This is a genomic window from Gemmatimonadota bacterium, assembly GCA_026387915.1.
Classification (GTDB): domain Bacteria; phylum Gemmatimonadota; class Gemmatimonadetes; order Gemmatimonadales; family Gemmatimonadaceae; genus Fen-1231.
Genome location: JAPLKS010000022.1, coordinates 172,919 through 185,871, shown reverse-complemented (window position 1 = coordinate 185,871; position 12,953 = coordinate 172,919). Strand labels below are relative to the sequence as shown.

Annotated in this window: 12 protein-coding genes; 10 read left to right on the top strand and 2 right to left on the bottom strand. The window is 64.2% G+C overall.

Features of this window, described 5'->3' with window-relative positions:
- Positions 1–44: 44 nt before the first annotated feature.
- Positions 45–1,346, top strand: coding sequence for a GGDEF domain-containing protein (locus tag NTZ43_14735; protein MCX5768473.1), 1,302 nt, complete (start codon positions 45–47; stop codon positions 1,344–1,346).
- A gap of 56 nt (positions 1,347–1,402) precedes the next feature.
- On the opposite strand, the gene NTZ43_14730 is transcribed toward NTZ43_14735, so the two are convergent.
- Positions 1,403–2,317 carry a PhzF family phenazine biosynthesis protein gene (locus NTZ43_14730; GenBank protein ID MCX5768472.1) on the bottom strand — a complete coding sequence of 305 codons (915 nt, stop codon included), beginning with the start codon at positions 2,315–2,317 and terminating at the stop codon, positions 1,403–1,405.
- A gap of 102 nt (positions 2,318–2,419) precedes the next feature.
- Positions 2,420–4,057: an L-glutamate gamma-semialdehyde dehydrogenase gene (gene pruA, locus NTZ43_14725; protein ID MCX5768471.1), complete on the bottom strand. Its 1,638-nt coding sequence runs from the start codon at positions 4,055–4,057 to the stop codon at positions 2,420–2,422.
- A gap of 116 nt (positions 4,058–4,173) precedes the next feature.
- Between pruA and NTZ43_14720 the strand changes: the two genes are divergently transcribed.
- From NTZ43_14720 to NTZ43_14680, 9 genes are all read left to right on the top strand, one after another.
- Positions 4,174–4,989 (top strand): hypothetical protein, encoded by an 816-nt coding sequence (locus NTZ43_14720; GenBank protein ID MCX5768470.1) that lies wholly within the window; start codon positions 4,174–4,176, stop codon positions 4,987–4,989.
- Positions 4,990–5,039: 50 nt separating this feature from the next.
- Positions 5,040–5,717 (top strand): response regulator, encoded by a 678-nt coding sequence (locus NTZ43_14715; protein ID MCX5768469.1) that lies wholly within the window; start codon positions 5,040–5,042, stop codon positions 5,715–5,717.
- Positions 5,718–5,786: 69 nt separating this feature from the next.
- Positions 5,787–6,692 carry a deoxyribonuclease IV gene (locus NTZ43_14710; protein MCX5768468.1) on the top strand — a complete coding sequence of 302 codons (906 nt, stop codon included), beginning with the start codon at positions 5,787–5,789 and terminating at the stop codon, positions 6,690–6,692.
- Positions 6,693–6,923: 231 nt separating this feature from the next.
- Positions 6,924–7,295 (top strand): SWIB/MDM2 domain-containing protein, encoded by a 372-nt coding sequence (locus tag NTZ43_14705; GenBank protein MCX5768467.1) that lies wholly within the window; start codon positions 6,924–6,926, stop codon positions 7,293–7,295.
- A gap of 171 nt (positions 7,296–7,466) precedes the next feature.
- Positions 7,467–8,261, top strand: a complete 795-nt coding sequence (lepB, locus tag NTZ43_14700; GenBank protein MCX5768466.1) for a signal peptidase I — start codon at positions 7,467–7,469, stop codon at positions 8,259–8,261.
- Between the two features lie 51 nt (positions 8,262–8,312).
- Positions 8,313–10,676, top strand: a complete 2,364-nt coding sequence (locus NTZ43_14695) for a penicillin acylase family protein (GenBank protein ID MCX5768465.1) — start codon at positions 8,313–8,315, stop codon at positions 10,674–10,676.
- 55 nt (positions 10,677–10,731) lie between these two features.
- Positions 10,732–11,196, top strand: a complete 465-nt coding sequence (locus tag NTZ43_14690; protein ID MCX5768464.1) for a RidA family protein — start codon at positions 10,732–10,734, stop codon at positions 11,194–11,196.
- Positions 11,196–12,299, top strand: coding sequence for an alpha/beta hydrolase family protein (locus tag NTZ43_14685; GenBank protein MCX5768463.1), 1,104 nt, complete (start codon positions 11,196–11,198; stop codon positions 12,297–12,299). The genes NTZ43_14690 and NTZ43_14685 overlap by 1 nt, the downstream gene beginning before the upstream one ends.
- Complete coding sequence (locus tag NTZ43_14680) at positions 12,296–12,871, top strand: hypothetical protein (GenBank protein MCX5768462.1); 576 nt, start codon at positions 12,296–12,298, stop codon at positions 12,869–12,871. Before NTZ43_14685 ends, NTZ43_14680 begins: the two co-directional genes overlap by 4 nt.
- Positions 12,872–12,953 lie beyond the last annotated feature (82 nt).

Below are 12,953 nucleotides of genomic sequence, written 5' to 3'. Positions count from 1 at the left end.
GTCCTTACCATTAGTAACGATGCCCCCCCTTCCGCACGTGAGATGTGAGCAGCGATCTCTCGGCAATTGAAACCCAGTTATCGAGCGCCGAAATTCTCCTCTGGCAGGGGAAGTTTCGGCGCACCTTCGTGTTGGTGGTTGGCCTCGGCACGACGGCGCTGAAGTGGGCGGGAGTTATTGCGTCCAACTCGGTGGTCGCGGGCCGGCTTGGTGTGCACCCCGCCTTGCTCATTGGCTTGGCGATGATCGGCACCTACCTCATTGCCAACGAAGTGTTCTGCGCCGTGATTCGCCGGCGCGGTACCGCGGGAAGACGAGCCGTGGCGATGGCGGTGCTTGCCGATATGGTGCTGCTGTTCGGCATCCTGCTCGTGATTACGCCGCCCACAGAATATGCCCGCGGCCTGATCCTCTCGATATTTACGGTCCAGCTCACGCAGCTCTACTTTGGATCCAGAGCGACGGTGTACAACCTCATCGTGATAGGCATGGCCTACACGATGGTGGTGCTGACGGCGGCGGAGATGGGTGGGTTAGAGGTACCGGCCGAGCATCTCTGGAATCTTGTGCTGTTCATGACGGGCGCGCTGTTGTTCGCGCGCCTGCAGGGGCAGATGACGAAGCGCCTCGCTCGGATTATTCACGTGTTCGAACGCGTGCAGGATGGTGATTTCAGCGAAGGCTACGACGAAAAACTCGATCATATGCCCGACGCGATCACCGTGGTGGGGCGCGCCTACAATAAGATGCGCACCCATCTCGAGACGATCGTGCTCACCGATCCGGTGACGGGCTGCTTCAATCGTCGCGGCTTTGAGCAACTGACCACGCGCGAAGTATCGCGCGCCGTGCGCGGCACGCATCCGATGGCGGTGCTGGCGATTGACGTGGACCACTTTAAGCTTGTGAACGACGAGTTTGGCCATCTCACCGGCGACGAAGTGCTCCGCGAGATGGGCGCATTGCTCCGCGACACCGCGCGACTCGGTGACGTCGTGGCGCGCATTGGCGGTGAGGAGTTTGAGATTCTCGCGCCCGATACGGAACTGGAAGGGGCCACGATTCTCGCCGACCGCATCCATCACGCCTTTGAGACGCGACCCTTTGCGAGCCTTGGGCCGAATCGCAAGATCACGGTCAGTATTGGCATTGCGTCGGAAGCGGCGCGCAGCGATCAGGTGGCGAAGACGCTCATTGCGCGCGCGGACGAAGCGCTCTATGTGGCCAAGCGGAATGGACGTCATCGCACCGAGGTGTGGCACCCCGGCATGCGCACGTTCGATGGGACGGCCGCTGGCCGTCGCTCGATGGAACGCACAGCCGTGAACGAGTTTCCAACGGTATAATCGGTCGTGTGCGCGGGCCGGCGGCCTGTTGGCCGCCGACGTTCAGTCGACGTGGCTCAGTCGAGGTGAAGCGTGCCGCGCATGACGTGTACCGCCGAGCCACCGACGCGAATGGCCGCGACGCTTCCCGCCACTTTGTCGGCTTCAATCTCAATGCGACTGGCGCGCCCCATTTCGACGCCCTGGTCGACGGTCCACCGAAACGCGCCGTCCTTGGCGCGCTCGCGCATGGCGAGATAGCCGGCAAAGCAGGCGTTTGCCGAACCCGTTGCCGGATCTTCCGGGACGCTGCAACTCGGGACAAAGCAGCGCGCGCGATAGTGTGTGTCGCCGCCCGACGGATCCTTGGCGAACACGAAGAGATCCGGTGCCCACGCGGACTGCAGGGTGGTTTCCCATTTCTCGACGCGCACACGCGCACGCTCGAGCGCGTCGAGCCCCGTGACACCGACAATCAAGAACGGGAGTCCGCAGCTCACAGGCTCCGGCGCATAGCGCGCGCTGAGGACGTCTTCAGTGTTGATCGAAAGAATTTTCGCGAGCATCGAACGCGACGGTGCCGGCGGCCCCACCTCTGGCAACTTGGCAACGGCGAACTGGGCGAATGCACTGCCGTCACTGCCGATGCGCACCGTGACGGGAATCGGTCCAACTTTTTCTTCGAGCACAATGCGCGACTCACCCGTCGGCGATCCGAACTTGCCGCCCGCCACGAGCGCGATCGCCGTGCCAACCGTGGGATGTCCCGCGAACGGCACTTCAGCGCCCGGTGTGAAAATGCGCACGTTGGCGGCGTGCGCGGGATTCACGGGCGGATAGCAGAACGTCGTTTCCGAATAGTTGAACTCGCGCGTAATGGTGAGCAACAACTCTTCGGGGATACCGCGGGCGTCGGGGAAGACGGCAAGTTGATTGCCGCCAAACTTGCGATCGGTGAAGACATCTAGGGTGACGTACTCGAACTCGGACATATGCCTCAATTGCTGCGTGAACTAAAGTGGTTTCCAGGCGTTTACGGTTAGCCGTAAACCGTTATCCGTTTACCGTAAACGACTGAACACGAGACGCCGACCTTACTCGGCCGACATAAACGGATAGCGATACTCGGTCGGCGGTGCGAAGGTTTCCTTCACCGTGCGCGCGCTCGTCCAGCGCGTGAGGTTGAGCTTGGACCCGGCCTTGTCGTTGGTGCCGGACGCGCGGGCACCACCGAACGGCTGTTGGCCCACCACTGCACCGGTCGGTTTGTCATTGATGTAGAAGTTGCCGGCGGCGTGATGCAGTTCGCGATGCGCATCGGCCACGGCGTTTTTGTCGCGCGCAAAGACGGCGCCGGTGAGTGCGTACGGCGAGGTCTGATCCACCGTCTGCAGCGTCTCAATCCATTTGGCGTCGTCGTACACATACACGGTGACGACCGGGCCAAAGATTTCCTCGCAGAGCAAACGATAGGCCGGGTTCTCGGTCTGAATGAGCGTGGGCTCCACGAACCAGCCGTCGGCGCCATTCGTATTGCCACCTGCCAACACCTTGGCATTCTGTTTGGCGTCGGCGAGGTAGCCGCCAATGCGCTCGAACGCCTTTTTGTCGATCACCGCGCCCATGAAGTTGCGGAAGTCGCTCGGGTCGCCCATGCGGATGTCGGCGATCATCGCGAGCGTGCGGTCGCGCACTTCGTTCCAGAGCGACTTCGGGATGTAGGCGCGGCTCGCGGCGGAGCACTTCTGCCCCTGGTATTCAAAGCCACCGCGCACGATCGCCACGGCGATCGCGGCCGCGTCGGCCGACGGGTGCGCCACAATGAAGTCCTTTCCGCCGGTCTCTCCAACGATGCGCGGATACGACTTATACGTGTCGATGTTCTGGCCGATGGTCTTCCACATCGAGTTAAACACCGCCGTGCTGCCCGTGAAGTGCACGCCGCCAAAGTTGCGATCGGCGAGGAGAATGTCGGTGATCGTCGCGGCATTGCCCGGCACGAAGTTGATGACGCCCGGCGGGAGGCCGGCTTCGTGCAGGATCTGCAGCGTGTGCCACGCGGAAAGAATCGCGGTGCCGGCCGGCTTCCAGATGGTGGTGCATCCCATCAGCGCTGGTGCTGTGGGGAGATTGGCGCCGATCGCCGTGAAGTTGAAGGGCGAGATGGCGTACACGAACCCTTCGAGGCCGCGGTAGTCGGTCTGGTTCCAGACCCCCGGGCTCGACGCCGGTTGTTCGGCGAGGATCTGCGCGGCAAAGCGGACGTTGAAGCGCCAGAAGTCGATCGTCTCGCAGGCGGCATCGATTTCCGTCTGGAACGCGGTCTTGGACTGGCCGAGCATCGTTGCGGCGTTGAGCGTGGCGCGCTTGGGGCCGGCGAGGATGTCAGCGGCCTTCAGGAGCACACCGGCGCGGTCTTCCCAGCGCCAGGAGGCCCACTCGCGACGGGCGTCGTGCGCGGCCTTGATGGCGGCGTGGACGTCTTCCGGGCGAGCACGGTGCCACGTGGCGGTCACGTGGCGGTGCTTATGCGGGGAAGTAGCCTTGACGACGTCGCCCGTGCGGATTTCGCGGCCGCCGATTACGAGCGGGATGTCGGGGCATTCCTGCTCCATGGCGGCGAGGCGCGCCTTGAGTTCGGCACGTTCTGGAGAACCCGGAGCGTAGCTCTTGATGGGCTCGTTCGAAATGGGCGGGAGACGGCGGACGTTGCTGGTGGGATAGGACGTCATGGTTCGCTCGAAGTGGGCGGGCAGGGATACGGCGGACTTCCGCTGTCATAAAGATATACGCCGTGGCCTGTCATTCGTGCTGTATCTGCGGGGGGCGGGGCGCTATTCTCAGAGGTATGAACCGGTCTCAAGCGCTTGCGTCGGCCCTGCTCGGCTGCTCCCTCGCAGTTATGGGGTGCGTGCCGGAGGCTGTGCAGTGGGACGCCGCGGAGTCGCGAGTGCGTGCCGTGGCCGCGCCGCAGTCGCGGCTGGTCCTCATTGGCAGTGGGCCGGCGATGGTCGCTGGCTGGGTGCCTCCTATGGTGCCTAGCGAGGGTGAGGTGGGCGCGGCATGCCGCGGCACGATGGTCACCGCCCTCTCCCCGAGCGACACGGCATATGCGGCGTGGTGGGCTCCACAGCCCGACAGTTCGGCGCGGCTCGTGGTGTCGCGTTCGGTGACGGGCGGCCTCTCGTGGGAACGGCCCGTGGTGGCGGACTCGCTCGACCGGTCGCACGCGGGGTGCCGGCGCGATCCACCCTCCATTACGATCGACGCGATCAACGGGTATGTGGCCGTCGTGTACTTTCTGCAGGCGCGCGAAGGGCCGGGGATCTTTTACACGCACTCGATGGACCGCGGCAAGTTGTTTCACGAGCCGGTCCCGATTGTGTACGGCGAACGCCGCTCATCGGCGTCGGTCGCCTCGTATGGTGACACCGTGGTTGTTGCGTACACTGATCCTAATGCGTCGGAGCCACAGGTATGGCTCGCCACATCACAGACGACGGGTCACATTTTTGAGCAGCGCACGGCGGTGTCATCCGGAACTGTGGTGGCGTCGATGCCGTTGGTGGCTTTACACGGACGCCGCGTAGCGGTGTCGTGGTTTGAGACGCCGCGCGGAGGTGGAGCCGGCGTAACAGTCGTAAGAACCGGAACGCTCCGCTGACGGTGACACCGGTCTAACTGATGCCTCACGCCAACCTTTATTTCTGACCCGTGAACGTAATCATTGCTGACGACGATCCGACCATGCGCCTGCTGCTCTCGCGGGTGGTGGAGCAGTGCGGGCATCATGTGGTCATGGCCGCTGCCGACGGCGTGGAAGCGTGGGAGTTCTACGCGGTGGCGCCGGCGCCGCTGATCATTCTCGACTGGGAAATGCCCAAAATGGACGGACTGCAGGTCTGCCGTCACATTCGGGAGTCGATGTGGTCGGATGACACCTTCATTCTGGTAGTGACGGCGCGCGACCGCAGCGAAGATCTCACCAGCGTCCTCGACGCGGGTGCCGATGACTATATGTCCAAGCCGGTGACGCCGGACAACCTCAAAGCGCGGCTACGCATTGCCGAGCGGCGGATTGAGGTGTCGCGGGCGAGTCGCGCCGCCGAGCAGGAGCTGCGCAAGGCGCGCTACCTCGCGGGGATTGGCGAGACATCGCTGGCGCTCCAGCACGAAATCAACAACCCCCTTGCCGCGCTGCTCTCGCACGCCTCTCTGATTGAGGCCAAGATGGTGGAGCCACACGAGATGGACGAGATGCTCGGTACCATCGTCCAGCAGGCCAAGCGCATTGGCGACGTGGTCAAGAAACTGCGCGAGCTCGACAATCCGCGCAGTGTCGAATACCTCGGGCAGTCGCGGATGATCGACATCAATCCCAACTCCAAGTAGGGTTGCGGGCGCCGGGCGACCGGCGTTCTCGCCTGCTGAACGTTGGCCCTCTTTTCCCTTGGCCATCGCATGAGCACTCGATACATCGGCGCACACACGAGCGACGCCGGCGGATTTGTGATGGCGGTCCGCCGCGCCGCCGCCGCCAACATGCGCGCGCTGCAGCTCTTTACCGCCCCGCCTACCTACTACGGCGACAAGGTCACGATCAAGCCACCCAAGGCGGCGGCCTTCGCGGCGGCGCTCGCGGAAGCAGGCATTGAGCCACGCCACGTGATGGTGCACTCGGCCTATGTGCTCAACACGGCATCGAACGAGCCGGAAAAGGCGGCGCGCGCGGCGAACGGGCTCGCCAAGGAACTCGAGCGCTCAACGGCGCTCGGTGTGATGGGCTGTTGTTTTCACCCCGGTTCCTCGGGGGACGGCGACCCCGGCGAGGCGTGCGACCGCGTGGGCGACGCCATCGCGCACGCGCTGGCGGCCGTGCCGGAGACGGCAGGCGGGACGCGCGTGCTCATTGAGAACACGGCCGGCGCTGGGCGCACGATGGGTCGGAGCGCCGAGGAGATTGCTCGGATGCTCGCGCGCGTGCCGGCCGCGCTCCGCCACCGCACGGGGTACGGTCTCGATACCTGTCACCTGTTTGCGAGCGGACACGATCTCACCTCGAGCGCCGAGGCGCAGCGCGCGACGCTCGACGCGTTTGAGCAGCGGATCGGGGAGCGCCCGGCGTTTTTTCACCTGAACGATTCGCAACATCCGTTTGGGAGCAACAAGGATCGGCACGCCCTGATTGGCGCCGGCGCCATTGGGGCGGAGCCATTTCGCTGGCTGTTGGCGGATTCGCGCGCCGAGGGAATTCCGCTGATTCTCGAAACGCCGAACGACCGCGACGAGACGGCGGACGACGACGCCACGGCCGATCCGGCCGATGTGCGGATGATGGAATTGCTTGCCGCGTTTGTCGCGGGCTAAGCCGTTTTCATAGGGGAAATCGGTTGCGGCGGCGGCACGCGGCGGCGCGCGGCGGCCAATCGCCGAATGAAAAGCTGACGCGCGGCCGACGGTTTTCGAGGGAGAATTCGGCGCGTCGCCGGCGCGTGTCAGGCGTTTCCCAATGGCGGCCGCCGATTCTTCGAGGGAAACTCCCTATTGCGCATTGGGGGAGTCTGTTTACTTTCGACGTGTCGGGCATGTGTGCGCGAAATGCACAACATGTTCGTTCACCCCATCCTCTCGAGGAGATTTTCGATGGCTGCCAAGAAAAAGGCTGCGAAGAAGACGGTCAAGAAGGTCGCGAAGAAGCCGGTGAAGAAGGCTGCGAAGCGCAAGCCGAACGCCGCGTTCATGAAGCCGCTGACCCTGAGCGCTGCGCTCGGCGCCGTGGTCGGTGCCAAGCCGATCCCGCGCACTGAGATCGTCAAGCAGCTGTGGGTGTACATCAAGAAGAACGGCCTCCAGGACAAGAAGAACCGTCGTAACATCAACCTGGACGACAAGATGAAGGCCGTGTTCGGCAACAAGGCGCAGATCACGATGTTCGATCTCGCCAAGGGAATCGGCAAGCACGTCAAGTAGTACGGCTCCGGCCGGTTCGACGGGGGGCGCTTTCCATTCGGGGAGCGCCCCCCGCGTCGATTCCACGTGAGCCCCCCTCGGCTGTCTCCCTCGTACACACTTGCCGCAGGGCGCGCGCTCCTCAGATTCCCAAGACACTCTCCTGTCGTCGTCCTTTTTCCATTCGCACACGTGGCCGCTAACAAACCCGCCAAGCCCAAGAACAGCGTTGCTGCCGCGCGCGGCGGCGGTGCTGGGTTCAGCCTCCGCCGATTCTGGGAATCGTTCAAGTCGCTCGCCGGCACCGTCGCGATTTTCCTGGTGTTGCGGACCTTCTTCATTGAGGCGTACCGCATTCCGTCGGGGAGCATGATTCCGTCGCTCCTCATTGCCGACTGGCTCTTTGTGAACAAGGCCGTGTTTGGACCGCACGTGCCATTTACCTCGATCAACCTGCCGGGCTACGCCGAACCGAGCCGCGGCGACGTGGTGGTATTCGAGTCGCCCTATCAGGGCGACGAAGCTGAGCGGGGTGAGGATCCCACGCCGACGCTGGTGAAGCGTCTCATCGGGATGCCGGGCGACACGCTCTATGGGCGCGAGGGTGTGGTGTACGTCAACGGCATCGCACAGCGGCAGGGGTACGCGTCGCCCGAGCAGACCAAGGGCGACCCGCACTACGTCTCGGCGCTGTTCGACTGGCAGAAAAAAATTGGTCTCACCGCGTCGCGCTTTGGCGCCGCCCCCACGCAACCGGAACTCGACCATTGGGGGCCGTTCATCGTGCCCGCCGGTTATTACTGGATGATGGGCGACAATCGCTACGACTCCAAAGACAGTCGCTACTGGGGTTTTGTGCCGCGGCGCAACCTGCGTGGCCGGCCGTTGTTCGTGTACTACTCGTACGTGCCGGGCAACGAAAGTGATCGGGCGATGTCATTCTTGACTGACATCCGCTGGTCGCGCCTTGGCCACTGGATCAAGTAGTGCGCTCGGGCTTTCGAGCCCACTGACGCACCAACCGACGGGAGTATGAACGTGCGCGCCTTTCGCATGCTGGCAGTAGTGGTGGCCTTTCTTGGCGCGAGCGCGCAGGCGCAGTCAGGGGCGGCCGCTCAGGCCTTGGCTGAGCGCGCTGCGTCGCGACTGGCGCGCCTCGACGGCACCGTGACCCTCACCGGGCTCGACAGTGCGGTGGAAGTGCGCCGTGACGGTTTTGGCGTGCCGCACATCTACGCCAAGACGCAACACGACTTGTTCTTTGCGCAGGGCTACGTCGTGGCCCAAGACCGTCTGTTCCAGATGGAAATGTGGCGGCGGATGGGTGAAGGCCGGCTGGCCGAGGTGCTCGGCGCTGACGCGGTGGGCCGTGATCGCATTGCCCGCCTCCTCACCTATCGCGGCGACTGGAACGCCGAGTACAACAGCTATGCGAGCGACGCACGGGCCATCCTGGACGCCTTCACGCTGGGGGTGAATGCGCGCATCGCCGAGGTGCGCGAGCGCCCGCCGATTGAGTTCGACTTACTCGGCATCAAGCCGGAGCCGTGGACGCGGGACGTGCCGTTGCAGCGGATGGCCGCGCTCTCCATGACCAGCAACGCCCTCACCGAGCTCATGCGTGCGCGGCTCGTGGCCGCGCTGGGTGCCGAACGGGTGGATCAGCTCTTCCCGGCCGAGCCGGCGCGCAAGCACGATCCAGTGCGCGGGCTCGACTATACGGGAATCGATCCAGCGATCTTCTCGGATTTTGCCGACGCGCAGGGCGGCATTACCTACCCGAAAATCGTCGGTTCCAATAACTGGGTCGTAAGCGGCAAAAAGACGGCGAGCGGCAAGCCGCTCCTCGCCAACGATCCGCATCGCACCATCCAGAATCCGTCGTTGCGGTATCTCACGCACCTCGTGGGGCCTGGCTGGAATGTGATTGGCGCCGGCGAGCCGGGTGTGCCGGGAGTGGCCGCGGGGCATAACGAGGCGATCGCGTTCGGCTTTACGATTGTGGGGATGGACCAGCAGGATGTGTATGTGGAGTCGGTGCGTCCGTGCGCGCAGACCGCGGCGGCGAGCAGTGCGCCAGCGGGCGCGCGCTGCTACTTCAATCACGGCGGCTGGGTGCCGGTGCGCGCGATTGCCGACACGATTCGCGTGAAAGGCGCCGCACCGCGCGCGGTGACGCTGGAGTTCACCGAGCACGGGCCGATTGTGGCTGAGGACACGGCGCGCAAGCGTGCGTTCGCGCTGAAGTTTGTGGGAACGGAGCCTGGGACGGCTGGCTATATGGCCTCGCTCTCGCTGAACCGCGCGCAGAACTGGCCCGCGTTCGTGGACGCCGCACGCCGGTGGCGGTTGCCGACGGAGAATCTCATTTACGCGGACACAGCCGGTCATATCGGCTGGATTGCGAGCGGGTTGATGCCGATTCGTAGTTGGAGCGGGCTCCTCCCCGTGCCGGGCGATGGGCGCTACGAATGGCAGGGCTTTCTCGACGTCAAGGAACTACCCCAGAAGTTCGATCCCGACAGCGGGATCATTGTCACTGCGAATAACAACATTTTGCCGCCTGGCTACACCAAGCCGCTTAACTACGAGTGGGCCGCCCCCTACCGCGCCAATCGCGTGCGGGCGATGCTCGACAGCGGCAAGAAATTCACCGCCGAGGACTTCAAGCGTCTGCAGCACGACGAGTATTCGACGCCTGCGGCGGAACTGGTACCGGTGTTGCTCGGGATTGCCGACAAAAAGGGATTCGGTGATCGCGCAGATGTGGCGACGCTCCGCACGTGGGATTTTGTGATGCGGGCCGATCAGGCCGCGCCGGCGATTTTCGAGGCGTGGACGATGGAAGTGCGGCGTCGGCTCCTCAACGTGTTGTTGCCGAGCGAGCTCGCCATTGGCGTGGGGCGGATATTTGACGCGGAGACGCTCACCGATCTGGTGCGCGGCGGCGACGGGCGGCTCGGTACGCAAAGCAGTTCGGCGCGCGACACGTTAGTGATTGCCGCGCTCGATGCGGCGGTGGCCACGCTCACGCAGCAACTCGGGGCCGATCAGAGCGCCTGGAAATGGGGCGATCTGCATCAGGCCAAGTTCCCGCACCCGTTTGTGCCGAGCTTTGATCTGCCCAGCGTGCGTCGTGGCGGTGATGGACAGACGGTGAACGCGACCGGTGGTAGCGGATGGGCGCAGTCTGCCGGCGCGAGTTTTCGCGAGATTATCGATCTGGCCAACTGGGATAACTCGTGGGCGACGAGTACCCCCGGCCAGAGCGGACAGCCGGGAAGCCCGCATTACGGTGACCTGCTCGCGCTGTGGGGACGCGGCGAGTATTTCCCGCTCAACTACTCTCGAGCGAAAGTCGAAGCGGCCACGGTGCATCTGCTCCGGCTCGAACCCAAGTAACATTCCGTACGGCAGGCGTGGCGTGCGGGAGCGAACACCTTTTTCGGAGTGCCGAATGAAAAATCTGCGACTGATGCAATGGACCCGTGGGCTGGTGCTCGTGATGGCATTGCCGCTGGCGGCCGCCGCGCAGAACAGTGTGCAGTTTCTGCAACCGTACGGCCCAACGACGCGCCCGTTCTCGCCGGCGACGCGTGTAGGGAACACACTGTATCTCGCGGGGCAGGTGGGCACCGCCGCCGATGCCAAGGGCAGCGCGATCGTGCCGGGCGGGATTGCCGCAGAGACCAAGCAGGTAATGCTGAACATCAAGGACGTCCTCGAAAAATCCGGCAGTGACATGGAGCATGTGGCCAAGTGCACCGTGTTCATGGCGGACATGAAAGAGTGGGACGCGATGAACGAGGTGTATCGCACGTTCTTCAAGGACGGCAAGTTTCCGGCGCGGAGCGCGTTTGGCACGAGCGGCCTCGCCTTGAATGCACGGGTGGAAATCGAATGCATTGCGGTGGTGAAATAGTGAGTGTGTTGGCGTCAGGTCGTGTGGCGCGCCGCCTGTTCGTGGTGGCGCTGCTGCTGACGATCGCGCCACACCGCGCGAGTGCGCAGTCGCGTCCGAGCGTCGCTCCGAGCGTCGCTCCGAGCGTCGCTCCGCCGCGCACGGCGACGCCTCGCTCATCCGCGCGCCGCTCCGCCGCTCGTGGAACCGCCGCCGGCACCGTGCGCACCGACACGCTTTGGGCACAAGCGCTCGGCGCTCGCAAAGCGCTCGTGGTGTACCTGCCGCCGTCGTACGGAAAGAACAAAACGCGGCGATACCCCGTGGCGTACTACCTGCACGGGGCCGGCGGGAATGAGCGGAACTGGGTGGAGAAAGTCGCGCTCGCCACCGTCATGGACTCGCTGGTGGCCGCGGGCATGCCAGAGATGATCATCGCTATGCCCGACGCCGATGACTCGTACTACACGACGTACAACACGCTCATCGACCTCGCGACGTGCAAGAAGATGCTCCCCGAGGGGATGAATCCCGACCACGACTGCGTGGCGTGGCCGCATTACGACGACTACATCGCGTTTGACGTCGTGCGCCACGTGGACGGCAGGTATCGGACTCGCGCGGACCGTGCGCATCGCGCCTTAGGTGGTCTCTCAATGGGTGGCTACGGCGCGGTGGCGCTTGCCCTGCAATACCCCACGTTGTTTCGTGCCGCCGCATCGCACTCGGGCGTGCTCTGGCCGCTCGAACGCGCGCCAGACGCGTTTGTGAAAGTGTTGCCGCACACCGACTCGGTGCGCGCGACCATCGACGAGCTCCGCCGCGGCCCGCGTGGCGAACGCGCGCGACTCATCTTTGGCGCGGACAGCACCGCGTGGTTTGCGCGCGATCCGGTCCATATGCTCGATCGGTTGCGCGCGGCGGGCACGCCACTGCCAGCGTTGTTCGCCGATTGTGGGACGGATGATGCGCTCGTCGAACAGTCGCGGGCGTTCCGTGATGCACTCGCGGCGCGCGGCGTGCCATTGGAGTATCACGAATGGCCCGGGGCACACAGTTGGCCCTACTGGCGCGATCACCTGGCACAAAGCCTCTCGTGGGTGGCGGAGCACATCGCGAAGTGACGAGCCGTCCATTCTTTCCGCGGCAAAGCGTCAAATGGTCGCTCGAGGAGCCGCCGGCGTTGCGACGGCTGTCCGTGTCGCTGCCGCAGATGGCGCTCATCACCGGTATTCTGCTCCGTAGCTGGCGGTCCTTTGTGCTCACGCACGGGACGCCAGACAGCTGGCTCTGGGTGGGCGGCACCTTCCTTGCCGGCATGACTTTTCTGTTTTTGATGCTCACGCTTCACCTCGGCAATTTCACGGTCAAGCGTTGGGCGGTGCACGCGCCCCTTTTTGCCGTGCTTGAGGCGGGATCAGAAATCGTGACGAGCCTCGCCCTCACCGCCTTTGGCCTTGAGCCACTCGGATCGGAAATGGCGGAGTGGTCGGATTGGCTGCCCACAGCGACGCGCATTTTGTTCTGGCGATTGCTCGGGATTGTCCTGTTTACGGTGGTGCTCGCGGTGGTCGTGACCATCGTGCGGCGGTTGTTACTCGCGGGCGAGCATCGCGCGAGCACCGTTGCCGCCGTGCATCGGGCATCGGCGGCGTTCGAGGCGCCTGCCGACGTGCCCCCAGACACCACCGGATGACGAAGGCTGTGCGAGCTATGTGTGCGTCAGCCGGCCCCTGCTCGTGTTTGTGCTCAGACGTTTCCCTCACGCGAGGATTGCC